Annotated in this window: 28 protein-coding genes and 1 other annotated feature; of the genes, 25 read left to right on the plus strand and 3 right to left on the minus strand. The window is 46.1% G+C overall.

Features of this window, described 5'->3' with window-relative positions:
- The first annotated feature begins 44 nt into the window (after positions 1-44).
- From radC to ACQCN2_RS02425, 19 genes are all read left to right on the plus strand, one after another.
- Entirely contained in the window at positions 45-743 is a 699-nt protein-coding gene (radC, locus tag ACQCN2_RS02335) for a RadC family protein (protein ID WP_426927274.1), read from the plus strand.
- A gap of 80 nt (positions 744-823) precedes the next feature.
- Positions 824-1,867: a rod shape-determining protein gene (locus ACQCN2_RS02340; RefSeq protein WP_426927275.1), complete on the plus strand. Its 1,044-nt coding sequence runs from the start codon at positions 824-826 to the stop codon at positions 1,865-1,867.
- A gap of 17 nt (positions 1,868-1,884) precedes the next feature.
- On the plus strand, positions 1,885-2,805 hold the full coding sequence (gene mreC / locus ACQCN2_RS02345) for a rod shape-determining protein MreC (RefSeq protein ID WP_426927276.1): 921 nt from the start codon (positions 1,885-1,887) through the stop codon (positions 2,803-2,805).
- Positions 2,805-3,329, plus strand: a complete 525-nt coding sequence (gene mreD, locus ACQCN2_RS02350; protein ID WP_426927277.1) for a rod shape-determining protein MreD — start codon at positions 2,805-2,807, stop codon at positions 3,327-3,329. The genes mreC and mreD overlap by 1 nt, the downstream gene beginning before the upstream one ends.
- Positions 3,330-3,359: 30 nt before the next feature.
- Entirely contained in the window at positions 3,360-5,783 is a 2,424-nt protein-coding gene (locus ACQCN2_RS02355; RefSeq protein WP_426927278.1) for a peptidoglycan D,D-transpeptidase FtsI family protein, read from the plus strand.
- A gap of 83 nt (positions 5,784-5,866) precedes the next feature.
- The gene (minC, locus tag ACQCN2_RS02360; RefSeq protein ID WP_426927279.1) at positions 5,867-6,535 is read left to right on the plus strand and encodes a septum site-determining protein MinC; all 669 of its coding nucleotides are present in this window, start codon (positions 5,867-5,869) and stop codon (positions 6,533-6,535) included.
- 23 nt (positions 6,536-6,558) lie between these two features.
- Positions 6,559-7,353, plus strand: a complete 795-nt coding sequence (gene minD, locus ACQCN2_RS02365; protein WP_426927280.1) for a septum site-determining protein MinD — start codon at positions 6,559-6,561, stop codon at positions 7,351-7,353.
- Between the two features lie 72 nt (positions 7,354-7,425).
- A complete protein-coding gene (gene rodA / locus ACQCN2_RS02370; protein WP_426927281.1) occupies positions 7,426-8,553 on the plus strand; it encodes a rod shape-determining protein RodA in 1,128 nt (375 codons plus the stop codon).
- 272 nt (positions 8,554-8,825) lie between these two features.
- Positions 8,826-9,026, plus strand: coding sequence for a cold-shock protein (locus tag ACQCN2_RS02375; RefSeq protein ID WP_426927282.1), 201 nt, complete (start codon positions 8,826-8,828; stop codon positions 9,024-9,026).
- A 117-nt stretch (positions 9,027-9,143) separates the two neighbouring features.
- Positions 9,144-9,938: a peptidoglycan DD-metalloendopeptidase family protein gene (locus tag ACQCN2_RS02380; RefSeq protein ID WP_426927283.1), complete on the plus strand. Its 795-nt coding sequence runs from the start codon at positions 9,144-9,146 to the stop codon at positions 9,936-9,938.
- A complete protein-coding gene (locus ACQCN2_RS02385) occupies positions 9,931-10,779 on the plus strand; it encodes a M50 family metallopeptidase (RefSeq protein ID WP_426927284.1) in 849 nt (282 codons plus the stop codon). The genes ACQCN2_RS02380 and ACQCN2_RS02385 overlap by 8 nt, the downstream gene beginning before the upstream one ends.
- 76 nt (positions 10,780-10,855) lie before the next feature.
- Positions 10,856-12,343, plus strand: a complete 1,488-nt coding sequence (locus tag ACQCN2_RS02390; RefSeq protein WP_426927285.1) for an Rne/Rng family ribonuclease — start codon at positions 10,856-10,858, stop codon at positions 12,341-12,343.
- Positions 12,344-12,402: 59 nt separating this feature from the next.
- Positions 12,403-12,487: a sequence feature (ribosomal protein L21 leader region), on the plus strand.
- Between the two features lie 11 nt (positions 12,488-12,498).
- Positions 12,499-12,810, plus strand: a complete 312-nt coding sequence (rplU, locus tag ACQCN2_RS02395; RefSeq protein WP_426927286.1) for a 50S ribosomal protein L21 — start codon at positions 12,499-12,501, stop codon at positions 12,808-12,810.
- Between the two features lie 12 nt (positions 12,811-12,822).
- A complete protein-coding gene (locus tag ACQCN2_RS02400) occupies positions 12,823-13,179 on the plus strand; it encodes a ribosomal-processing cysteine protease Prp (protein ID WP_426927287.1) in 357 nt (118 codons plus the stop codon).
- Positions 13,180-13,181: 2 nt separating this feature from the next.
- Positions 13,182-13,475 carry a 50S ribosomal protein L27 gene (gene rpmA, locus ACQCN2_RS02405; RefSeq protein WP_425653300.1) on the plus strand — a complete coding sequence of 98 codons (294 nt, stop codon included), beginning with the start codon at positions 13,182-13,184 and terminating at the stop codon, positions 13,473-13,475.
- Positions 13,476-13,614: 139 nt separating this feature from the next.
- Positions 13,615-14,199 carry a Spo0B domain-containing protein gene (locus tag ACQCN2_RS02410; RefSeq protein ID WP_426927288.1) on the plus strand — a complete coding sequence of 195 codons (585 nt, stop codon included), beginning with the start codon at positions 13,615-13,617 and terminating at the stop codon, positions 14,197-14,199.
- 19 nt (positions 14,200-14,218) lie between these two features.
- A complete protein-coding gene (obgE, locus tag ACQCN2_RS02415) occupies positions 14,219-15,496 on the plus strand; it encodes a GTPase ObgE (RefSeq protein WP_426927510.1) in 1,278 nt (425 codons plus the stop codon).
- Between the two features lie 20 nt (positions 15,497-15,516).
- Positions 15,517-16,149, plus strand: coding sequence for a PilZ domain-containing protein (locus ACQCN2_RS02420; RefSeq protein ID WP_426927289.1), 633 nt, complete (start codon positions 15,517-15,519; stop codon positions 16,147-16,149).
- A 121-nt stretch (positions 16,150-16,270) separates the two neighbouring features.
- Positions 16,271-17,503, plus strand: a complete 1,233-nt coding sequence (locus ACQCN2_RS02425) for a DUF5666 domain-containing protein (protein WP_426927290.1) — start codon at positions 16,271-16,273, stop codon at positions 17,501-17,503.
- Positions 17,504-17,831: 328 nt separating this feature from the next.
- On the opposite strand, the gene ACQCN2_RS02430 is transcribed toward ACQCN2_RS02425, so the two are convergent.
- Positions 17,832-17,996 (minus strand): hypothetical protein, encoded by a 165-nt coding sequence (locus tag ACQCN2_RS02430; protein ID WP_426927291.1) that lies wholly within the window; start codon positions 17,994-17,996, stop codon positions 17,832-17,834.
- A gap of 188 nt (positions 17,997-18,184) precedes the next feature.
- On the opposite strand from ACQCN2_RS02430, the gene ACQCN2_RS02435 reads away from it, so the two are divergent.
- The 6 genes from ACQCN2_RS02435 (at position 18,185) to ilvE (ending at position 23,955) form a co-directional block, all read left to right on the plus strand.
- Entirely contained in the window at positions 18,185-18,631 is a 447-nt protein-coding gene (locus ACQCN2_RS02435; protein WP_426927292.1) for an ACT domain-containing protein, read from the plus strand.
- 40 nt (positions 18,632-18,671) lie between these two features.
- Positions 18,672-19,967 (plus strand): homoserine dehydrogenase, encoded by a 1,296-nt coding sequence (locus ACQCN2_RS02440; protein ID WP_426927293.1) that lies wholly within the window; start codon positions 18,672-18,674, stop codon positions 19,965-19,967.
- A 2-nt stretch (positions 19,968-19,969) separates the two neighbouring features.
- A complete protein-coding gene (gene thrC / locus ACQCN2_RS02445; RefSeq protein WP_426927294.1) occupies positions 19,970-21,040 on the plus strand; it encodes a threonine synthase in 1,071 nt (356 codons plus the stop codon).
- A gap of 3 nt (positions 21,041-21,043) precedes the next feature.
- The gene (gene thrB, locus ACQCN2_RS02450) at positions 21,044-21,985 is read left to right on the plus strand and encodes a homoserine kinase (protein WP_426927295.1); all 942 of its coding nucleotides are present in this window, start codon (positions 21,044-21,046) and stop codon (positions 21,983-21,985) included.
- 51 nt (positions 21,986-22,036) lie between these two features.
- Positions 22,037-22,915 carry a prephenate dehydratase gene (pheA, locus tag ACQCN2_RS02455; RefSeq protein WP_426927296.1) on the plus strand — a complete coding sequence of 293 codons (879 nt, stop codon included), beginning with the start codon at positions 22,037-22,039 and terminating at the stop codon, positions 22,913-22,915.
- A gap of 158 nt (positions 22,916-23,073) precedes the next feature.
- Positions 23,074-23,955 carry a branched-chain-amino-acid transaminase gene (gene ilvE, locus ACQCN2_RS02460; protein WP_426927297.1) on the plus strand — a complete coding sequence of 294 codons (882 nt, stop codon included), beginning with the start codon at positions 23,074-23,076 and terminating at the stop codon, positions 23,953-23,955.
- A gap of 395 nt (positions 23,956-24,350) precedes the next feature.
- On the opposite strand, the gene ACQCN2_RS02465 is transcribed toward ilvE, so the two are convergent.
- Both ACQCN2_RS02465 and ACQCN2_RS02470 read right to left on the minus strand, forming a co-directional pair.
- On the minus strand, positions 24,351-24,725 hold the full coding sequence (locus tag ACQCN2_RS02465; protein ID WP_426927298.1) for a hypothetical protein: 375 nt from the start codon (positions 24,723-24,725) through the stop codon (positions 24,351-24,353).
- 173 nt (positions 24,726-24,898) lie between these two features.
- A partial coding sequence (locus tag ACQCN2_RS02470) for a hypothetical protein (protein WP_426927299.1) occupies positions 24,899-25,143 on the minus strand: 245 nt, incomplete at its 5' end.

The following is a 25,143-nucleotide window of genomic DNA, read 5'->3' on the forward strand; positions in this document are numbered from 1 at the left end:
AGCCAGAAAGCACTCTGTTGCGATTAAGGATGGGGGCGCACGAATTGAACACAAAAACTTGCAACAAAATGAGCATGAAAAACGTCCCTCTTTATGAGCGTCCGCGAGAGAGACTGCTTCGACAAGGAGCAACCCGGCTGGCGGATTCTGAGTTGTTAGCGATACTTTTACGTACTGGCTTTGAACAGGAATCTGCTATTGATGTAGCCAAGCAATTGTTATCTGTTTTTCGAGATTTGCACGGTTTGGCTCAAGCGTCCCACGAAGAACTGACCCAAATCAAAGGGATTGGTTCTGTGAAAGCGATTGAACTTCAGGCTGCCTTTGAACTTGGACGACGGTTGCAGCGGACGAGACTATACGAGCGGACAACCATCCGCTATCCACGTGATGTTGCCAATCTCCTGATGCCTGAGATGCGTCAATTGACTCAGGAACATTTTATATGCTTGTTTTTGAATACCAAAAACCATGTGACTGGGAAAGAAACGATTTTTGTCGGCAGTCTGGATGCTTCCATCGTTCACCCTCGTGAGGTGTTTAAGGAAGCGATTCGCCGAAGCAGTGCCTCCTTGGTATGTGCGCACAACCATCCAAGCGGTGATCCTACCCCGAGTCGTGAGGATATTGCTGTAACCAAGACCTTAAAAGAGGCTGGAGAGGTAATTGGGATTACCCTGTTGGACCACATTATTATAGGAGATGGACAATTCATCAGCCTGAAGGAGCAAGGGTATCTCTAGCTCAAACGGACCACTACACTCAACAATGGAAGCAGTTAGGAAACCTTACCTGCTTGATCAACGGAAGGAGATTACGTATTATGTTTGGAGGATTTTCACGTGACCTGGGGATTGACCTTGGCACAGCGAATACACTTGTGTATGTAAAAGGAAAAGGAATCGTTGTAAGGGAACCGTCCGTTGTTGCGATTCGTACAGATACCAATACGATTGAAGCGGTTGGTAATGCGGCAAAAAGCATGATTGGACGCACACCAGGTAATATCGTTGCCGTTCGTCCGATGAAAGACGGTGTAATCGCCGATTTCGAAACAACCGCGACGATGATGCGTTATTTCATCCGCCAGGCTCAAAAAAATCAGGGCTTGTTTAGTCGACGTCCAAGCGTGATGGTGTGCGTGCCGTCTGGAATTACAGCGGTAGAGAAGCGTGCCGTTGAAGACGCGACGAAACAAGCAGGAGCCAAAGAAGCTTACACCATCGAGGAACCGTTCGCAGCGGCAATTGGCGCAGACTTGCCAGTCTGGGAGCCAACCGGAAGCATGGTCGTAGATATTGGTGGAGGTACGACCGAAGTCGCGATTATTTCATTGGGCGGAATTGTAACCAGCCGTTCGATCCGCGTTGCCGGGGATGAGATGGATGAAGCAATCATGCAGTACATTAAGCGCCGCTACAATCTGATGATCGGGGAACGCACCTCTGAGACGCTGAAACTGGAGATTGGTTCTGCTATTGCCCCAGACGAGGTTGAATCTGTCGAGATTCGTGGACGCGATCTGGTAACTGGATTGCCGAAGACCATTTCTGTAACGAGTGGTGAGATCGTCGAAGCGCTTTCTGAGACGGTTCTCTCCATTGTTGAGGCAGTGAAAATCACCTTGGAGAAAAGTCCTCCTGAGCTTGCGGCTGATATTATGGACCGCGGTATTGTCCTTACGGGCGGGGGAGCACTTCTTCGCAATCTGGATCGCTTGCTTAGCAAAGAGACAGGTATGCCTGTTCACGTTGCCGAGAATGCGCTTGATTGTGTAGCCATCGGTACAGGCAGAGCATTAGAGAATATACATTTGTTTAAATCCAAACATGGAATAACCTCTTCGCGCGCGAAGCGAGGTAGGTAAGTGGGAGAAATGAAATCATGTCGTTCTTTGCCAATAAGCGGCTGATCATTGTGCTTGTCGGGCTTGTCATTTTAATGGCAGTAATGGGATTTACCTCGAAGGAGCGAGCCGAACTGACATGGCCGGAAAAATTTCTGAAGGACACATTCAGCGTGGTGCAGGGTGCTTTTTATCGCCCTGCCCAGGCTTTTTCCGGTTTTGTGGAGGATGTTCGTGGAGTGTATAACACCTATCAGGAGAATCGCGCCCTGAAAGCGAGTCTTGATCAATATGCGCAAGTAACCACTCAACTGAAGCTAACGGAAGCAGAAAATGAACGCCTCCGTAACGTACTTCAAGCTAAAAGTGTTCTGACCGATTATCAGGTTCGAGTTGGGGAGGTCGTTGCCCGTAACTCGGATTCCTGGAACGATGTAGTCACCATCGATAAAGGACTTCAGAATGGAATCAAGAAAGATATGGCTGTCATTACTTCAGCTGGTTTGATCGGAAGGGTGCAAAGTGTTTCCAACTTCTCCTCCACAGTTGAATTGTTGACGGCTATTGAGAATAGCAATCACATTTCTGCGTTAATCTTGGGGAACCAGACAGTTAACGGCGTCACTACCCATCCAGAAATTAACGGAGTCATTGAAGAGTATGATAACCGTGAACATTTATTGATCATGCGAAAAATTCCGCTTGGTCCAAAAATTGAACCGAATCAGCCAGTGGTCACCTCCGGATTGGGCGGTGTAATGCCACGAGGTCTCGTAGTCGGTCGTGTAGTCCGTGTTGAACCTGGGGATTACGGATTGACGCAAACGGCGTATGTGCAACCAAGCGCTGATTTTTCTCAATTGAATGAGGTCATGATTATCGAACGTTCGTTTATCACGACACCGTCAGGAGAGCTTGTACCATCGAATCAAGCAACAGGAACTGGGGGCGGAAAATAATGCCTCGGTTCTTGTTGTCTCTGATGTTACTCGTGATTTTTTTGTTGGAGGGCACTGTATTTCAATTTATTTTGCCGCAAGAAGGGGAAATGTCGTGGACGATGTTGCCCCGTTTTGCTCTTGTCAGCGTTATTATGATCGCTTTATTTCTCGGAAGAAGAGAAGGGCTGATTTATGGCTTTTGCGTCGGATTGTTGCAGGACATCTTATTTGGTCATGTCATCGGGGTCTATACGTTTACGATGATGGTAGCCGGCTATTTTTCCGGGATGATCCTGCTTTTGTTTCATCGCAGTCTGGCGGTTGTGTTTACAACAGTGGCTCTCGTGCTGTTTGGACATGAATGGTTATTGTACAGTATCTACCGCTTGTTTTCTGGTCACTCCTTTGATGTACAATGGACTATAACCAATCAGATTCTGCCCACTGTTGCCGTTAATCTTCTCTTTGCGCTTGTCGTCTACTATCCGATGAATAAAGTATCCAATTCCATTCATTTGCGAAAAGAAATGAAACCGGAATAAGTCCCGCGGTTTTGAAAGGAGGGATAAGGGATGAGCGAGAAACAAACGGAAAAGTCACACATTCCGACAAGATTGAATGTCTTGTTTTTAATCGTATTCCTGTTTTTTGCGGCGATTATCTTGCGGCTTGCCTACGTGCAGTTAGTCGAAGGGGAGCAATACAAGCATGATTTGGAGAAATACAGTACAAGAGAATTGCCAATCCCTGCTCCTAGGGGGCGCATTCTCGACCGTAACGGTGAGGTATTGGTTTCCAATAAGCCTGTATATACTGTGACCTTTGTTGAAGAGCAGAATAAGGATATTAACGAAGATTTAGTAGCGGATAAATTGGCGGGAATTCTCCGAATGGATGATGAAAAGCCAAGTACTGACAAAGATTTATTGAAGAAGGCGCTGGACTTGAAGGCATCTCTTCCTGTCACTTTTGGAGATCAAGAGACCCAGCAGCTCATTGCCAAGATTGCACCGAAAATCATGGCACTCCCACAATTTTCAGCGATTGATACATTATCAGATGGAGATCTAGTCAAAACAGCGATTAGCTTAGGGATGAGAGTCAATGTTCCCATTCCGGCAAAAGATCGTGATGCCTTGCAAAAAGCTTATGTGGCGCAAAATCAAAAAGGTACCAATACCACAGCAACGAATGATATTTCTGATGTGGATCTTTTGAAGTTTGCCTTTCAAACCAATAAGCCTGTGAAACTCACGCTTGATTCAGATGCGCGAGACGACCTGAAAAAGGAGCTTAAAGCCCAAATGCGCACGATTCCAGACCCGGGGGATCTTGCGAAACAGGATGATATGAAGCTGTTAAAGCTCGCTTCGATGTTTGATATTGATGTGCCGTTGCCGCTTACACCTGATCAGCGCGCGTTTCAATGGCGTAAGATGGCGATTCTGAAAGAGATGCGAGCATACGGAATTGCCAGCTACATTCCTCGACGAATCAAGGTGAACATTTCACCTGAAGAAATGTTTCGAATTGAAGAACGACGTACGGAGCTGCCAGGGATTGATGTTATTGTCGAACCGATCAGACAAATTCGCACAGACCCGGATGGAAGCCCGTTTGCTACTCATATTCTGGGCTATATTAACGCCATTCGTCCAGAACAGCTTAATGAGTATATGGCACAAGGCTATAGCCCAACGGAACGTGTTGGTGAAAATGGACTGGAGCGCTACTATGAACGCCAACTGCGCGGAAAAGACGGCGTCATGGATGTACACGTAAATAAAGACTCTCAGACAGTCGAGAAAAAAATGAGTCGCGCTCCAGAGCCGGGCAACGATTTGATTCTGGCATTGGATTGGCGTTTTCAAAGTAAGGTCGAGGATATTTTAAAGAATGCCTTGATTGAAATGCAACATAACCCAGCTACTGCGAACAAAGTAAAAGATGTGCATGCGCTGGTGATGAATCCCAAAACGGGAGAGATTCTTGCGATGGCGAGTGCGCCTGATTACGATTTGAACCTGTACTATGATCGCAAGAAATTTAATGAGGTATATTCGACTCAGATTCTCCCGAACGAGAGCAATAAATTTATCAATGGTTTCTTCGCTCCAGGTTCAACCGCCAAAATGCTATCCGTGATGTTGTCCTTGCAGGAGCATTTGACAACTCCTGATGAGACGATCATGGACCGTGGGGGCTGGCAGGTAGGGAACATGTTCAAGAGAAACTGGAAGCTGAGTGGACACGGTGCTGTTAATGCCCGCCGTGCGCTGCAGGTATCCAACAATACGTATATGTATGCGATGTCCATGCGGTTAGCGGATAGAGGATACTCCAAGTACGGGGACTACAAACCGATGTTTCATTTGATTGACTTCTACAACCAACAGTTTGGTTTAGGAGTCAAAACAGGTGTAGATTTGCCGTTTGAATCGTCCGGTTATTTTTCAAAGGCTGATGAACTTGGCCGTATGGCGGATGCCTTCATCGGACAGTATAATTCATTTACTCCGATGCAATTGGGACAGTATATCTCAACGATTGCCAATGGCGGTTATCGAATTCGTCCGCACTTTGTGGATGAGATTCGCAAAGGTACGATCGACCCGAAACAACTAGGTCAGGTTCTGACCGAAATTGACCCTGAGGTTTTGAATCGTCCACAAATTGATCCACAGTGGATTAAAGTCGTACAGGAAGGGATGCACATGGTTACGCTTCCCGGTGGTACAGCGTATACAACATTCCGTGGTCTTCCGTTTAATGTAGCCGCCAAAACAGGTACGGCTCAAACGGGTGGAGATCAGGATAACGCCTTGATTGCGGGATATGCTCCGTATGAAGATCCTCAGCTTGCTTTCGTTGTCATTGTGCCAAAAGGCGGACACGGTGCTGACTCTTCTGGACCGATTGCGCGACAAATCCTGGACGCCTACAATTCTTTATACCCAGGTGCATTAACCTCAGCAGGGGCTGCGTCTGCGAAATAACGACTTTTTTCGGCAAATTTTGCTTTTTTGCAGGAATATTTTCCTTGCATGGCGAATGGTTACGGTCGAGGTGAAGGAAGTCCATGACGAACAAGAATAAAGTAACCATAAAAGGAACCAAGGATGGACTTGTCTTCTTCATGGACGACACGTGTTCTTTTGAAGTGTTACTGGATGATTTGCGCGAGAAAATTGAACACAGCCATCAACAGATTTTAAGCGGTCCCATCATTCGGGTTTCGATAAAATTGGGCAACCGGTACTGCTCTTTTGAACAACAAGAAGAGTTGACCAAAATCATTCGCCAAAAAGGAAATTTAGTCATTCAAACTATAGACTCCGACGTCATAACCAAAGAGGAAGCGTTTGCCGAACTGCTGAAATCGAGATTTACGATAGAAACCCACACGATTCGTTCAGGTCAGGTAGTCGAGCTTGATGGGGACATTCTGCTTTTGGGTGATGTGAATCCAGGCGGCACCATTCGAAGCACAGGGAGTATTTATGTGCTTGGCAACCTTCGTGGAGTCGCGCATGCGGGGACAAGTGGGGATACCCAAACAATCATCGCATCCGCTGCAATGGCACCCCAGCAACTGCGAATAGCTGAAGTCATTAGCCGACCAGGAGAAGAATGGGTGCAGGTTACCGGTGGCGCAGAATTTGCTTATCTGGAACAAGAGAAGATGGTCGTTGGCAAAATGAATCTCTTGCACCGTGTACGCGCGGAGTTGGGACAGAAGAAAGTGTAAGTGGGCTAAAGGAGGAGAACGACTTGGGGTTAGCAATCGTAGTCACTTCAGGTAAAGGCGGAGTTGGAAAAACAACAACCTCTGCCAACATCGGAACCGCCCTGGCATTAAATGGCCAAAAAGTATGTATGGTTGATACAGATATCGGCCTGCGTAATTTGGACGTTGTCATGGGACTGGAAAACCGAATTATTTATGATCTTGTGGATGTAGTAGAAGGAGCTTGCCGTTTGCAGCAAGCTTTGATTAAGGACAAGCGCTTTGAGAACCTCTCCTTGTTGCCTGCAGCCCAAACGAAGGACAAATCAGCTGTTCAGCCTGAGCAGATGGAAGAGATCGTTACACAGCTTAAACGTGAATTTGACTATGTCATTATTGATTGTCCCGCTGGAATTGAGCAAGGGTTCCGAAATGCGGTAGCCGGAGCTGACCAAGCCATAGTCGTTACGACACCCGAAAAGGCGGCCGTTCGTGATGCTGACCGAATCATCGGATTGTTGGAAAGAGAAAAAGTAGGGATGCCGAAACTGGTGATCAACCGCGTTCGTTCTCATATGGTAAAGAACGGCGAAATGCTGGATGTGGAAGATATATTGGATCTTCTTGCCATTGACTTAGTAGGCGTTGTGCCAGATGATGAATACATCATCAAATCAGCCAATGCCGGGGAACCAGCCGTCATGAATCATGAATCGCGTGCTGCTATCGCTTATCGCAACATAGCTCGCCGATTGCTGGGAGAATCAGTGCCATTGCTTCCTTTGGAAGAGAAGAAAGGCATGTTTTCGAAAGTGAAGAAACTTTTCGGCATGAAATAACCAGAATGTTAGACAATCAAACAGGGGGGGTCTCCTGTTTCTTTTTTTGCTGGGAGCAGAGGTGAATTTAAGTTGGATTTTGAAAAAAGGCATTTGAAGGATTTAGATTGGATCATTATCCTGATTCTCTGTGGACTTGGCGTATTTAGTTACTTGGGTATTTCAGGTTCTGCACAAACTGATTTAGCGGGGAAACAGCTGCTATGGTATCTATTTGGTTTCATCGTGCTCACCGTCTGTCTTCTGTTTGATTATCGGCTCTATCACGGGTTAACCTATATCTTATACGGAATAGGAATAATCTTAATCATCGGTGTTCTGTTTACAACAGAGCGGAATGGCGCAACCAGCTGGTATAAGCTAGGACCGATTTTGTTTCAACCCTCAGAGTTGATGAAAGTGTTCACGATTCTGGCAGGAGCTCGTTATCTCGCGAAAAGAGAAGAAAAAGGTGAACGTTTTGATAAGTTCCATCAGCTCATCCCGTTCTTCGTAATGGTCGGTGTTCCGATGTTGCTCATTTTTATCCAGCCAGACTTGGGTACCGCCATGGTATTTATGGGAATCACGGTAGTCATGTTGATTGTCGGTGGGATGCGGATACGGCATATTGTTTATATGGGTTCTGTTGTTGGAGCATTCCTTGGGATTATGACCTACCTGTATAACTTTAACGATAAGCTGTTTTTTAAACTAATTAAGCCCTATCAGTGGAGGCGAATTGAGTACTGGTTTAATCCGGATTTGGACGCCATGGGTTTTGGATTCCAATTGAAGCAATCACTGATTGCAATCGGCTCTGGGCAATTGTTGGGAAAAGGCGTCCATTCTGCTTCTCAAGCCAGCTATGGTTGGGTACCAGTAGGAGAGAGCGATTTTATCTTTACGGTTATCGGTGAAAAATTAGGCTTCATTGGTGCTGCTATTCTCATGATGCTGTTTTTCATCCTCATTTACCGAATGATACGGATTGCCATGGATGTAAAGGACCCATTTGGCTCGTATTTTGTCTCAGGTGTGGTCGCTGTGTTCACATTCCAAATATTTGAGAATATTGGAATGACCATTCAGTTGATGCCAATCACTGGGCTTACACTGCCTTTTATCAGTTATGGGGGTAGCTCATTGATTACGAACTTCTTGCTCGTCGGGATAGTCCTTAACATCGGAATGAGGAAACAACAGTTACGTTTTGACTAGAAAATTTAATTTCCAATTTTTAACCATTACACACAAAAATACGTGACAAATCTACCCCCATGTGGTAAAATTTTTATCAAGTTAACCATTTTACTTACCTAAGTGATTTGATGGATTGGATGATAAGCCGTACTTGTGAAGAGATACGTCACCATGTGATCAAGTCTCTTTCAAGTATGGCTTTTTTCCGTCTGAAAGTACGATTAGTAAGAGAGCGGTTAACGAATTTTCTTCACCAACAGTTTGGTGGATATTTTTGGGAGGTTTTTTCCATGCAACAAGGTACAGTAAAATGGTTTAATGCAGAAAAAGGTTTCGGTTTCATTCAAGTTGAGGGTGGAGAAGATGTATTCGTACACTACAGTGCAATCCAAACTCAAGGCTTCAAATCTTTAGACGAAGGCCAAAAAGTTGAATTCGAAATCGTTCAAGGCAGCCGTGGACCACAAGCTGCTAACGTTCAAAAAATCTAATTTCAACTTTACAACCCAAAGCAGCTTCCGTAATGGAGGCTGCTTTTTTGCGTTCATAAATCATGTAGACAAGTCATAAGCATAGTACAAATGGACGGGTCATGAGGAGGAACAGTCATGTTTGAAGAAGTGGAACGTGTGAAAGAAAGGCGACGGGAACGCATGGAAAAACTCCGCACACAAACCAGGGATAGTTTCCCTCCTTTTTATCAAGAGATACATGATCCAATCGAAACTCCCTATCATATGGTTGGTAAACTGCCTGATCGATACACACCAGATCAACAGAGGCCTCCAACTCTTCGTCCCGGGCAAGTTTTTGGCGTGCAAGTTTTCTTTTCTTTTCTTTTAATCGGGTTCGCTTATCTCTTGTTTCATTCTTCCTTACCGATCCCGGCTTCGTGGCGTGAAACGGGACAGGAGGTCATGAGCCGTGATTTCAACTTCGATGCGGTAGCCGCCTGGTATGAAAATCGGTTTGGACAGATACCGACGGGTTTGCCAGTCTTAACTCCTCATAAACCTTCTGTACCTGCTTCCACATCAACACAACCGCAATCTTGGAAATTTCCAAAAGATTATAAAGTCGTCAAAGCCTATAATCCGAATAGTGCTAGAATCGTCATCAATGTTGGGGAGACGGGTCAGGTGCTAAACGAAGAAAAAGGAATCGTTACCTATGTGGGGGATAAGAGCGGCTACAATCAAACAGTGATTGTTCAACTGGCTGGAGGCAGGGAAGTCTGGTACGGAAACCTGGAGACTAGCCATGTTCAACTAAATGATTACCTTAAGGTAGGAGATCTGATCGGGATAGCCAAATCGTTTTCTCCGACTGATCGTTATTTGTACCTAGGGTTGAAGAAAGAGGATTCATTTATTGATCCAACGGGTGTGATTTCGTTTGACTGAGCTCTGGCTCTTTCGGGTGCGTATTCGCATACATCTCTTGTTTTGGGCGGTTATTGGATTGTCGATTGCCACGGGTTATTTTATTGAAGTCATCACGTTATTCGTTATTGTCTTGATTCACGAACTGGGCCATGTAGCGGTGGCCAGAGAGGTAGGCTGGAAGATCACAGAGATTCAATTGCTCCCCTTTGGTGGGGTGGCCTCTGTTGAGGATGAAGCTTCCGCCGAACCATTGGACGAGATTGTCGTTGCGCTTGCGGGTCCGTTCATGAATATGGCAATGATTTTTATTTCCTTTCTTTTTTGGTGGAGCGGGCTGTGGACGACTGAATGGACCGCATTTTTTATGAAATCCAATCTGCTTGTGGCCGGATTCAACCTGATTCCGATTTGGCCTTTGGACGGCGGGAGAATTGTCCAGGCCCTTTTGACCTTTGTCTTGCCTTATCGTCAGGCCAGTTATCTCTCACTAGGCTCTAGCTGCCTGTTCTCCGCGCTATTGTTTGGCGTCGGATTAATCGATTGGCAAGTGAATCTGATGACCATTGGTGCTTACTTGGCGATTGTCAACATTCAGGCCTTTCTGAGGTTTCCTTATCAATTCATGCGTTTTCTCATGGGAAAATATTTACGAGAATCCGATCGGTTGAGAATTCAATCCATTCCCGTTGAACCGACGATGAGTACCATTCAGGCAGCCTATCTCATGTACAAAGGGTGCTCTCATCTATTTTTTGTGCGGACGGATAGTGCGGGGGTCTTTATACATGAATCGGAGCTCTTGCACGCCTTGTTAATTGAACAAAGACATCAGGAATCGATCGGAAAAATTTTGTCATGAAGAGGGAAAACTGTATACAATGAAAAGGTCAAAGTACGAGACTTTGGCCTATTCGATGTAGCTAGGAGGCAAGTTGTTGAAGCAGATTGTCGTAACCACTGAAGAGAATCATACACGCATTGCCATTCTGGAGCAAGGCAAGCTGGTGGAATACCATCTGGAATCACATTCGTCTGAGGAATTGATAGGGAATATCTATCGGGCTCGTGTGGAGAATATTATCCCCAATATGCAGGCGGCCTTTGTTGATATTGGACTTGAGAAAAATGCTTTTCTTTACATTGATGATTGCTTACCCGCCGATTGGCAAAAAGAACGCGGGAAGAAGGAGAAGCCAGGCATTCAGGAGCTGGTTCGCAATGGTGAAGAACTGCTGATTCAGGTGAACAAGGAAGCATTCGGTACAAAAGCTCCCCGTGTTACAACGGAAATTAGCATTCCGGGACGCAGTCTGGTGTATCTCCCGTATGGACGCCAAATCTCGATCTCTCGGAAAATCAAGCTGGAATCAGAACGCAAACGTCTCTCCCAAATGGCGAGAGAATGGCTTACAGAAGCGGAAGGGATCATTGTCCGTACGTCTGCGGAAGGAATGGCGGCTGCCCAAATGGAAGCGGAGCTGAATTATCTTCGTTCTGTCTGGAAGGAAGCGCTGGAACGCTCCAAAAATCTGAAACCGCCTGCTCTTCTCTATCAAGATTCGGATTTGCTGATCAGGGTGATCCGGGATTCGTTTACGGAGGAAGTGCAGGAAGTGCTTGTCGACTCGTCTCAACAGCTGCAGCGCATTCAACGGATGGTGAAGGCTTTATATCCGAAGATGGAAAACAGAATCAAAGCGTACATGGGAAAACAACCGATTTTTGAAGCGTTCGGGATCGATCTCGAAATAGATAAACTGCTCTCGCGGCATGTTCCTCTGGCGAATGGGGGATCCATCGTGATTGATCGAACCGAGGCAATGACCGTCATTGATGTCAACTCTGGCAAATTTACCGGAAAAAGCATGCAACGCTTGGAAGAGACTGTTACTCAAACGAATCTGGAAGCAACCAAGGAGATTGCCAGACAGCTCCGTTTACGCGATATTGGTGGTATTGTGGTCATTGATTTTATTGATATGAAGGCAAGTTCCAATCAGGAGCGGGTACTGACCAGCTTGCAGAAGGAATTGGCGAAGGATCACACCCCGACCCACGTGTTCGGAATGACGCAGCTTGGTTTGGTCGAGCTGACGCGCAAAAAGATCAGGCCGAGTGTCCCAGAGATTTTGACAAGACCCTGTCCAACCTGTCAAGAGCGCGGGAGAGTATTGCACGAGCGTGAGGTGCTCGCAAGAATCAGACGAGAAATTCGTGCTGTCGCGAGAAATTCCGCGGCGGAAGCGATAATCCTTGAGGTGTTCCCGCTATTCGTAGGGGAGAGCGATCCATCCACTGAATGGGAGCGCGAGTTAGGGATTCATATATACATAGAAGTGAATACAAGGCTCCCTTACGGATACTATCATGTGAGGTTTGCGGGCTCCGATGAAGAGGCAAAACGTCTCTTAACTACTTCTTGACGAGTATCCCGATTGTGTGATAATCTATTGAAGTTCATACAGATATGCTTGTCACCTCAAGCATGCTGTAACCGCGCGGAACAGGTTCCTAAGTCGAGTTCTTCTTAGAACTTCGCACCTGGTAAGGCGAGTCTGAGTATAGGGAGGTGCATCACATGTACGCTATTATCGAAACTGGTGGCAAACAATACAAAGTAGAAGAAGGTCAAGTACTTTTCATCGAGAAATTGACTGCTTCCGAAGGTGAAGTTGTTACTTTCGACAAAGTATTGTTCGTAAACAAAGACGGCAAAATCGCAGCAGGAACTCCATCTGTAGCTGGAGCAACTGTAACTGGCAAAGTAGAAAAACACGGTAAAGGTGAAAAAGTTATCGTGTACAAATACAAAGCCAAAAAGAACTACCGTCGTAAACAAGGTCATCGTCAACCATTCACTAAAGTTGTGATCGAAAAGATCAACGCGTAAGGTGTTGGAACGATGATTCAGGTTACGGTTAAACGCGGTACTTATGGTGTTCAGGAGATTACGGTTTCTGGTCATGCCAATGCGGCCAAACACGGGCAAGACATTGTCTGCTCTGCTGTTTCCGGCATCAGCTTTGGAATATTGAACTCAGTCCATTCGCTACTGAACATTCAACCTGACGTCCAGCAAGCTGGGCAAGAAGGCGGGTTTCTCCGCTGGCGTGTACATCCACTTGACGATGCTACACTTCATGAGAAACAACAGCTTTTAGCTGAAAGCATGATCCTTTCCCTGTATGCGATCTCGCAGCAATACGGAAAGTTTATTAAAGTTCGTGATCTTACCAAACAAGGAGGTGCAGAACAATGACAATGCTCTTTACAATGGATCTTCAGTTTTTCGCATCCAAGAAAGGGGTAGGTTCCACAAAGAACGGACGTGACTCTATCTCCAAGCGTCTTGGTACAAAGCGCGGTGATGGTCAATTCGTTAAAGCAGGGAACATCCTCGTTCGTCAACGTGGTACTAAGATCTATCCAGGTGCTAACGTAGGCATTGGCGGCGATGACACATTGTTCGCAACAGCGGACGGTATCGTTCGTTTCAAACGCTTGGGTCGTGACCGCAAACAAGTGGTTATCGAACCAGTTGCTGTAGAAGCGTAACTCTGACTTAACAGGTAAACCCAGCCTTAGCGCTGGGTTTTCTTTGTAATAGAGATGGAACGAGTCTTGAATTTGCCTCAAGGATAAATGTCGTTGACAGGCACGACACTTTAGAATAAATCGTATCGGGTGGGGAAACATGAACGATCATTCGAATTTATTTGTCGAAGAAGCCGACATGCTGCTCACAATATTAAATCAACAACGGCATGATTGGCTGAATCATTTTCAAGTACTCTTGGGTTACCTCAAATTAGGCCGGCCAGAAGAGGGAGAAACCTATTTGACACGGGTGACAGAGCTTGCCCGTCAAGAGAGTTTGCTCACTCGGATTAATTGTCCACCCTTATCCAGTTTCTTTTTAACATTTCACGCATTACATAACGATCTTTGTTTGGAAGTTGAATTATATAATGATATCGATCTCTCGAAGGTCCAAAAGGATCAATTGTCTTTGTTTCAATTCATCTATCAACTTATCATGCTCGTAAAAAACAGCTTCCCTAAGGGTTCAATGGAGACAAACAGCCTGCTTGTCACATTGGAGAGCCTTCCGGAAGCGATTCAAATACAACTTGAATTATCAGCGGGTCTCCCAGCATCTGCGCAGCTTGAATTGGAAAAGCTGTTAGAGAGTGAGCTTGCACAGGGAGTAACAATTCAAACCAGGAACCAGAGGGAAGAGGAATGGTGCTTGGAATTAAACCTCCCGTATCGTATGTAAAGAGGTGAAGTAAATGAACATGTTCGTCGATCAAGTGAAAATCTATGTGAAGGGCGGAGACGGCGGCAATGGAGCCGTTTCGTTCCGACGCGAGAAATATGTACCGTTGGGTGGACCTGCGGGTGGAGACGGAGGACGTGGAGCAGACGTTGTCTTTATAGTAGATGAAGGACTGCGTACACTGGTCGATTTCCGCTATCAGCGTCATTTTAAGGCTCCGCGGGGAGAGAACGGACGCAACAAGTCCATGCATGGCGCGGGTTCAGAAGATATGATCGTTCGTGTTCCACCAGGTACTGTTGTGTATGATACCAATACAGGCGAGGTCATCGCCGATTTAACCACTCATGGACAACGTGCCATCATTGCCAAAGGTGGTCGCGGTGGCCGCGGAAATATTCGTTTTGCAACGTCAGCGAACCCGGCTCCGGAAATTGCGGAGAACGGTGAACCGGGACAAGAGCGCGATGTCACGTTGGAATTGAAGCTTTTAGCGGACGTGGGTCTGGTTGGCTATCCGAGTGTGGGTAAATCCACGCTGCTTTCGGTTGTGACAGCTGCGCGCCCTAAGATTGCCGCATATCATTTTACCACGCTGAGTCCGAATCTGGGTGTCGTTGATATGGGCGAGCGTAGCTTTGTTCTTGCCGACTTGCCTGGACTGATTGAGGGAGCTCATGAAGGTATTGGACTAGGTCATCAGTTCTTGCGCCATGTAGAGCGTACCCGAATTATCGTTCATGTCATTGATATGGCAGGAACTGAGGGGCGCGATCCGTATGAAGACTTTTTGCGGATCAACGAGGAATTGAAGATGTACAACGCCAAACTAGAGGATCGCCCTCAAGTGATTGCGGCCAACAAAATGGACATGCCCGAAGCGGAAGAGCATTTGAACAAATTCAAGCAGCATGTTCCTGAGATTCCGATTTACCCTATTTCTGCTTTAACCAGACAAGGGATTCAAGAATTAATGTACGGTTTGGCTGATTTGCTGGATACGCTTCCGGACAAGGTGCAAGTGGAAGAAGTGGCAGAGGTAGAAGAACGTGTCGTGTTCAAAGCGGAACCAGAGGATATCGGTTTCTATGTATCACGAGATAATGAAGTGTATGTAGTGAGTGGAGAGAAGATTGAGAAGCTGGTACGGATGACGAATCTTAACAGCTATGACTCTATTCAACGTTTTGCCCGAATGATGCGCAACATGGGAGTCGACCAGGCGCTTCGTAATAAAGGTGCAAAGGATGGAGATACCGTACGCATTGGAGATTTTGAATTCGAGTTTGTTGAATAGAAAAGAGATGATGCTTAAGCATGTTAGACCCATTTATTCAGGATAAATTACTTCAGCGTGGTCTTACTGTCCGATTTGCCAACTCCCGACTGGTTGGTCCTCCGTTGGATGGTATCATCGAGCATGCAAGCGGCAAATTTTTAGTCATTTCCTTTGAACGTTCAACCCCTACGAGAAGTCTCGTTGGCTCTACTATCCGCATGGATCTGGATACGGTGAATTACACGGTCCAGATCCAGTTGGAGGTAGTGAATGAACAAAACGTTTTACCTGTTCATCTGCTTGGCTTGACTCCGATTCATATCGATCAGGAGATGAAGGTTTCCACCGCTCTTATCAAGCCAGATTACATCATCAATGTGCCGTATAAGGTTATGGGTGCCAAGCCGAACGAAGAACATGGAGAAGGCGTCATACTAGAAATAGCGCCGGATAAGCTTATCATGGGGACAGACGGGTATGTCGCGGTCGGAGATTTTATTAATTTGTCTTTCATCGTACCCAAGAGCAAGGAACAATTCGTGGCAATGGCTCAAGTACTCGAGAAGCGGTTTGAAAATGGTAGTTCGAAAGTTACGCTTCAGTTTATCAATTTGGATGGCCATCACGGTAAATTAATCGAACAATACTATAATAGAACCCGTAAAAAGTAACATCCTCCTTTTTATACTAGGTAGGATGTCTTATTTTTTGCTGGAAAGGTTTTCCCTCGCTTTTATTCAGGGTAATATCTCCTTAGGCTGTCAAATCGCTACAGATGGAGGAGACCTACACATGAGAAAATGGTCAATATTACTGCTTTGTTTTGTACTTCTATTTACATTTGGCTCAGCAACCTTCGCAAAAACGGTGGATAAACAAAAGGAAAAAACAGTAAGAGTAAGTGGGGCTATAACAGCCGTAGACCCTCAAGCCAGCACAATTACTGTTCAGGCTAAAGGCGGCACGATTCTACTTACCATCGATCGTTCATCCAAAGTAAGAGTAACAGAATTCAAAAATCCAACGCTTGCCGATATCTGGGTAGGCGACCAAGCGACAGCTACATACGTTCAAAAAGACGATTTGAATACCCTAAAAGAAATCCAGGTCTTCAAGAAGAGAGGGTATGTCAGAGGGGCAGTGGATTCCGTTGATACTGAGGGTCAGACCCTATCAGTAGCGGGCGGTAAAAAAATCGCGGTTTCCGATAAAACGGTTATCCGAATGAAAAAAGATAAGTTAACGTTGGCAGATCTTATAGCAGGGGATCAAATCGAGGCAAGCGGATTTCTTAAAGAGGGAGTTCTTCAAGCCGCTCAGATCGAGGTAAAACGTACCATAGCAACGGTTAGAGGCAAGATTGAATCCATTCAAGCAGACAAAAATCAGCTCGTTGTCGCTGGTATGACAGTAAATGTTAAATCCAGTACAAAGCTTCGTCTGATGGAGTTCAATGCCAAGTTTGCTGACTTGCTCGTTGGGGATCAAGTAGTCGTTGTTGGCACGAAAAAATTGGACACCCTTGATGCGACTACGATCAATGTAAACCGAAAAGTAGAAACGCTTGAGGGGAAAGTCACAGGCATAGATACAAATAACCATACCATTTCCCTTGGAGACAAACTCATCACCATTTCTGATCAGACCAAGATTGTTAAAGATGGCAAATACATCTCTTTGGAAAAGATTCAGGTCGGAACCGATGTAGAAGCAAAAGGGTACATCGCTGGGGACAAGATGATTGCTTTGAGAGTGAATGTGAAAAAACAAGAGGATAGCAAAGACGTAAGTGTAACAGGAAGCATTGACCAAATCAACTTCACTGCCAAGACCATGGTAGTTGCAGGTAAATCTGTGTTGATTACAGATTCAATGGTGGTGACCGATGACAAGGACCAAAAAATTGCCTTGACTGATCTAAAAACGGGTCTAACCGTAGAAGTAACCGGAGAATGGAAGGATAACAAGATCAAGGCAAAGAAAATCAAGGTTCAAGCTCAAGCGCCAGTCGTACCACAACCATAACAATATGTTAAAAAAGCCAGGGAGAAGCTCCCTGGCTTTTTTAAATGAATAGAAAGTATAAATTTTTTTCGGTAGGAAAGAAATTTATACTTTCCTTCCTTTCACTAAGAAAAGAGTTTCGTCCACTTCTAGTCTCCTTGGAAGTGACGCCCAGGGAACGAACGGAGAAAGGGATCCGAGCCGCCACCCAACCCCAAAGGGGCGCGAAGCGTTTGGCGGCTCCCCTTTCGGAGGTAGTGAGCGTGCTATTTAACATCCATGCGAACTTCCACAGAGCGCGTTTCGGCCCCCCGATGAGAGGGGGTAAAGGGACGAAGCTCTTTTCTCCCTACCCAATCCCAGGATGATGTTTTTTGCTATTTCCTCCGCCAACATCTGGATCGACTGGCTTACGATCTCGGGTTTCGGCACCGAATTGGTCCAAGTCACTTGGTTTACCAGGAGGATGGTTGTTACGGCTCTCGCTTTTGTCAAATTTTCTTCGTCCACCCATCACTAATCACTCCCTTGTGGTGAAGGATTCGTTCGAGACTATTGTGCGCAATAAGCAAGTCGTTCATGTATGTTCAACCTCAATTGCTAAACAATTTCTACAACTATAAGAATTTGGGCTTGTAACGGGAAGATTACTCTTATATAATGTCTCCTATGGGTAAACATTTGTATCCTTATGGAGGACATATGACGAAACGTGAAGAGAAGTTTTATCTTATTCGTGCCGATATCCTTCCGGAGTCGATTCTCAAGACCATCGAAGTAAAAAAATTGTTGGAATCGGGCGAAGCAGACACGGTTAATGAAGCAGTTGAGCGCATTGGCTTAAGTCGAAGTGCTTTCTATAAATACAAGGATGGTATTTTTGCGTTCAACGCCATGATGAGTGAAGAGATAATCACGGTTAATTTGACCTTGGAGCATCGGGCAGGTGTCTTGTCCAAGGTTCTGCAGTTTGTTGCTGAAAAAGGTGGTAACGTCTTGACGATCAATCAGACTATTCCGCTTCAAGGAATAGCCAATGTGGCCATGTCTGTTGATTTGGCGCATTTGTTGATCCCAAGCACAGAATTATTAGATTCGCTCCAACAGATGATTGGTGTTCGCAAAGCGATGATTGTTGGGCGAGGATAGACGAGAAGGATAGAGAATCGGTGGAGAGGGTGGATGTTACATGAAGCAAACAGTGAAGATTGGGTTAATGGGATTTGGAACAGTTGGTACTGGAGTGGTGCGTATTATCCAAGGCCACCAAGAGGATTTATTGATTCAAACAGGTCTTGGCATTGAAATTCATAAAATTCTCGTGCAGGACAAAGTAAAGGCGAGAAGCCTGAATACTGTCCAACATTTGATTTCCACTGAACCGAATGACCTATTGCTTGATCCAGAAATTGACGTAATCGTTGAAGTAATTGGCGGGATCCATCCGACCAAGGAATACATTCTAACCGCGTTGGAGCATGGCAAGCATGTCGTCACCGCCAACAAGGATCTCATGGCGCTACACGGCGGAGAAATTCTCAAAAAGGCTCAAGAAAACAATTGTGACGTGTTCTATGAAGCGAGCGTAGCAGGTGGAATTCCAATTCTGCGTGCTCTGGTAGAAGGCTTCTCATCCGATCGCATCACCAAAATGATGGGTATCGTCAATGGAACCACTAACTATATTTTGACCAAGATGAGTCAGGAAGGTGCCGAATACGCTGACGTCCTGAAGGAAGCGCAGGCCCTTGGCTATGCCGAAGCAAATCCAACCTCCGATGTGGAGGGGCTGGATGCTGCCCGCAAAATGGCCATTCTCGCAACGCTTGGCTTCCGCGTCGCGATGAATCTGGATGAAGTGGATGTCAAAGGGATTAGCAAAGTAAGCAAGGAAGACATCTCCTATGGTAAAAAGCTTGGCTATGAAGTGAAATTGTTAGGCTTGGCTAAGCGCGACAATGAAGAGATCGAGGTTAGTGTACAGCCAACCATGATTCACAAGTCTCACCCGTTGGCTTCCGTGAATGGCGTATTCAATGCGGTGTATGTTCACGGAGAAGCGGTGGGTGAAACCATGTTCTATGGCCCTGGCGCCGGTGAGCTTCCTACGGCAACCGCTGTTGTTTCCGACTTGGTGACCGTTGTCAAAAACATGAAGCTTGGTGTCAATGGACGAGGAATGGTCGCTCCTTACAAAGAAAAGAAATTAAAAACAGATGATAAGATCATGTCCAAGTATTTTATTCGGATTATTGTGGCAGATAGACGCGGTGTGCTTGCTCAAATTACTCAGTTGATGGCTGACAAGGATATCAGCCTCGATCAAGTCCTTCAACAACCGTACAACTCCGGCAAGCAGTCTGAAATTACCATGGTGACGCATACGGCCTCGAAGAAGAATATGGACGACGTGCTGATGATCATGAGTGACATGGAGATCGTAGAAGAAGTGAAAAGCTGCTATCGTGTGGAAGGGGGAGAATAAACATGTCTAGACAAGAAGGAATCATTGAGCGTTACCGTGAGTTCTTGGCTGTCACTGACAAGACTCCCGCTTTGTCTCTTCATGAAGGGAGCACTCCCCTCATTCACGCAAGCAATTTATCCAAACAACTGGGTGTCGAGCTGTACCTGAAGTATGAAGGTCTGAATCCAACTGGATCATTCAAGGACCGGGGAATGGTCATGGCTGTTGCTAAAGCGCTTGAGGAGGGAAGCAACACGATTATGTGCGCTTCCACAGGTAATACCTCAGCAGCCGCAGCCGCATATGCCGCAAGAGCCAATATGCGTTGTATTGTGTTGATTCCCAACGGCAATATTTCATTAGGGAAACTGGCGCAAGCATTCGTGTATGGTGCGGAAGTGATCGCGATTGACGGCAACTTTGATGATGCGCTGACAATTGTTCGAGAGATTACGGCTGATGAACCAATTACACTGGTGAACTCCGTGAATCCTTACCGAATCGAAGGACAAAAAACAGCTTCATTCGAGATTTGTGAAGCCCTCGGGAAAGCCCCTGACATTCTGACGATTCCAGTTGGGAATGCGGGCAATATTACGGCGTATTGGAAAGGGTTCAAGGAATTCCATCAAGCAGGTCGTGTAGACAATCTACCGCGGATGTATGGCTTTCAGGCAGCAGGTGCGGCACCTCTGGTTCGTGGAGAGACAGTTACCAATCCTGAGACGATTGCGACGGCAATTCGGATCGGAAATCCAGCCAGCAAAGAAGGGGCACTAAATGCCCTTCGCGAATCTGACGGTCATATCGACGCCGTTACCGATGATGAGATCCTTGAAGCCTACAAGCTTTTGGCTAGTCAAGAAGGGGTATTCTGTGAACCTGCTTCCGCCGCATCCGTAGCGGGTGTGATTAAGCTCAAGCGTGCCGGCGAACTCCCTGAAGGAATTACGATTGCTTGTGTCCTTACAGGTAATGGTCTCAAAGACCCGAATATTGCCTTAAAAGCTGTAGCGGCTGAACCTCGCGTTGTATCGGCCACCAGAGAAGCGGTCATGAGCGTGATACGCGAGAAAAAAGCAGGTGAGTAAAAAGTGAATAACCGAACCGTCCGGGTAAAAATCCCAGCGAGTACCGCCAATCTGGGATCTGGCTTTGACGCGGTAGGGATGGCGTTTCAATTATATACCACCATCCTGATGCGAGAAGCCGAGGTAACAAGCATTCATTTACATGGGAAAGAAATGGAAGGGGTCCCTCTGGATAAAAGCAACCTGCTGTATCAGGTGGCTCAATCCCTCTACCGTGAAGCAGGTCTGGCTGACCCTGAATTATATATGGAGGTTCAGACCGACGTTCCATTGACGCGCGGACTTGGAAGCAGTGCCACAGCTATTGTGGGGGCTCTGGTTGCGGCCAATGCGTTAGCGGGCGAACCTTTTACCAAAGAGCAATTGTTCTACATGGCCAGCAAATGGGAAGGACATCCAGATAATGTGGGGGCATCCTTATTTGGTGGAATTATTGTGGCGACCATGCCAGAGGAAGATGAGGGCAAGGAAATCCCTTATGTGCGTCTTGATGCGCCTGAAGGTCTCAAAACCTTAGTGGTCATCCCGCAATATCATCTGTCCACGGAAAAAGCCAGGCATGTGCTTCCTGAAACGTATGAGAAGAAGGACATGGTTTACTCCATCGGCAGGAGCGCTTTATTGATCGCATCATTAGCCAGTGGCAAGTTGGAGGTTTTAACACAAGCGATGAGGGATCGCATGCATCAGCCTTACCGCAGCCAATTAGTACCTGGTTTGAGTGAAATGCTAAGCGATGCCTATTTACATGGAGCCATCGGGACTGCTTTAAGCGGGGCGGGTCCCACTGTGCTTTTCTTTTACAAGGAAGATTCGGCTAAAGAAAAATTGCTATCCTTCGTGGATCACCTGATGAGCCATCATAAAATTGCTTACGAAACTTTGGAACTTCTCGTAGATGAAACAGGAGTAGAGGTTGACGTCTTGTCATCGATTGGCTCATAATACAAGGAAACTTTTAGAATAGAAGAGAATAGGAAGCCAGGAGAGAGAGCCATGACGAAAAAAATTGGATTTTTGGGTCCATACGGCACGTTTGCTGAGGAAGCAGCCCGTGCCTTTCCGTTTAATGAGCCAGTGTCTTATAAGCCGTATGGGAGCATTATGGATGTGTTATCAGCAGTCGGCCGTAATGATGTGGAGTACGGAGTCGTGCCGATGGAAAACTCCATTGAGGGTTCTGTCAATTCTACGCTTGACTGGTTAATTCATGAAGTGGAATTGCCGATCAGCGCAGAGCTGGCACTTCCGATTTCTCAGCATTTATTGGTTGCAAATCGCGATACCAAACTTCCGTTGACTTCGATTACTAAAGTGTTGTCTCATCCGCATGCGGTAGCCCAATGTCACAAGTTTATTCAGGACAAATTACCGCATGCCGAAATCGAATACACCAACAGTACGGCCCTTGCTGCCCAAATGGTGAGCGCGCAACCGGATCAACCATGGGCTGCCATCGCACCCAGACTGTCAGCCAGTGTTTATCCGCTGATGTTCGCGGAAGAAAATATTCAGGATTATACGAACAACTACACCAAGTTCGTCCTGGTTAGCAAACAGGTTGTGCCGATGCCAGATTCTGAAACAGAGAAGACCACGACTCTGGTTACACTTCCTGAGGATTTTCCAGGTGCGCTTTATCAGGTCTTGGCCGCGTTTGCTTGGCGCAAAATCAACTTGTCACGAATCGAATCACGCCCGACTAAAAAAGGCTTGGGCAGTTACCATTTCGTCATTGATATTGAACAGCGGATGGATGAGGTATTGCTTCCAGGGGCTTTTGCAGAAATTGAAGCGTTAGGCTGTCAACTTCGCCAATTAGGCACCTATCCGTTTTATGTGTTGAAAGAGAGCATAGCGGCAGGGAAGTCCTGAATCGTATAGACAATTCAGTTAATAATGGGGGAAAGTCATTGACGGACAGATTCCCCCGTTTTATAATCGAGTCCATAGTCAGAAAGTTGTGCGAATTGGATAAGTTTGGAATTGCAGTAAGGAAGAAAAAGAGATGGACAGATATGGAGGGAAACCAAATGAGTGAGCAATGGATTTATCTGAACGGAGAAATGGTAACCAAAGAGAATGCCAAGGTATCTGTATATGATCACGGATTTTTGTATGGAGATGGTGTTTTTGAAGGAATTCGTGTATACAACGGCAATGTTTTCAGATTAGAAGAGCATATCGAGCGCTTGTATGAATCCGCTTTGTCTATCTTGTTACATATTCCTATGACCCCGGAAGAGATGATTCAAGCCCTGTTAGAGACTATTCGTAAAAATGAACTGCGCGACGCCTATATTCGATTGATTGTTTCCCGTGGTAACGGTAATTTGGGTCTGGATCCACGAAGCTGTGTGGCCCCAAATGTTATCATTATTGCAGAACAACTTCAGCTGTTCCCGAAAGAATTGTACGAAACCGGGATGAAAATCATTACTGTAGCAACTAGACGGATTAAACCAGATGCCCTTAATCCCAAAATCAAGTCTCTTAATTATTTGAACAACATTTTGGTAAGAATAGAAGCACACCAGGCTGGAGTAAGCGAAGCCTTGATGCTGAATAGTGAAGGGTATGTTGCGGAGGGGTCCGGTGACAACGTATTCCTCGTGAAAAAAGGAGTGCTCTATACGCCTCCTTGCTATCTAGGTGCTCTGCAAGGAATTACCCGTCAAGCGATCCTCGATATCGCGGAAAGCTTGGGATATAAGGTGAAAGAGGAGCCTTTCACGCGTCATGATGTGTATGTAGCCGACGAAGTATTCTTGACAGGTACGGCTGCTGAGGTAATATCCGTTGTCGAGGTGGATGGCCGTCAAATTAAAGATGGCAAGCCAGGACCTGTGACGAACCATTTGTTAACAGAATTTAGACGCTTTGTTGAAAATGAAGGCGTAAAGGTATACGAATAACGAATTCACACCCAAAACGACAGTTGAGATTGCTCAACTGTCGTTTTTTTGTGTTCCAAAACAGTTCCATTCATAAACGTATTTTTTCCACAGGAGCAATTTGCCCATGGGTGCATACCATGGTAGGGAGTTTTGACGAGGGAGGAGAACATCAGCGTGAAAATCCACACCGTACAAAAAGGCGATACGTTATGGAAAATCGCCAAGCAATATAATGTTGATTTCAAAGAATTACTTCGTGCCAACACTCATATTAAGAACCCGGATCGATTAGTGGTTGGAATGAAGGTTAGAATTCCCGTTGCTCACGTTCCGCTGCGTCAAAAAGAAGAACATGGACACCATCACGTACCGAAAAAAGAAGCTCCAATCCCGAATAAAGAAATTCCAATTCCTCAGAAGGAAGTCCCGATTCCTCCTCGGATTGAGGTGGAGGAAGAGCGCCCGCCGATACCAATCCCAACTCCGCTGCCAGCACCAGCACCAGCACCAGAAGTCCCGGCTCCACCACCAGCACCAATCCCAACACCGTTGCCAGCACCGGCACCAGAAGTCCCGGCTCCACCACAATTACCAGTCCCAACTCCGCTGCCAGCACCAATGCCACCAGCGCCAGCGCCTACACCTCCGCCACCAATCCCAACACCGTTGCCAGCACCAGCACCAGTTCCAGTTCCAACCCCGTATCCAGTACCAGTTCCAACTCCATACCCAGTACCACCACAAATTATACAAGTTCCTAAACCTGTACCCATTCCCGTTCCGATCATGCCGAAGCCTCAACCGCCTAGGTTTGTGCCGTTTCCGGTTCCTTGTTATCCGCGGGTACAAGTACCTTGTTGTCCTCAAAGGCCGTGTCCGTCCATTCCACAACCGGTTCCACCTAAATGTCCGCAATATATGCCATCCACACAGCCTATGGCATCACCATCTTACCCGTCATCTACTTGTCCTGGATCATCGCAATTTCCAGTACAATCATCACAGGGATATCCTTTACAAGACCAAATATCGTCCTCTTTCCAAGCATCTCGACAATCGTACCAATCCTTCCAGTCCTATCAACCGTACCAGTCATCACAGATGGATCAATCCTTCCAGTCCTATCAACCGTACCAGTCATCACAGATGGATCAATCCTTCCAGTCCTATCAACCGTACCAGTCATCACAGATGGATCAATCCTTC

It is taken from the genome of Brevibacillus ginsengisoli (genome assembly GCF_050113715.1).
In the GTDB taxonomy this organism is placed as follows: Bacteria; Bacillota; Bacilli; order Brevibacillales; family Brevibacillaceae; genus Brevibacillus_H; species Brevibacillus_H ginsengisoli.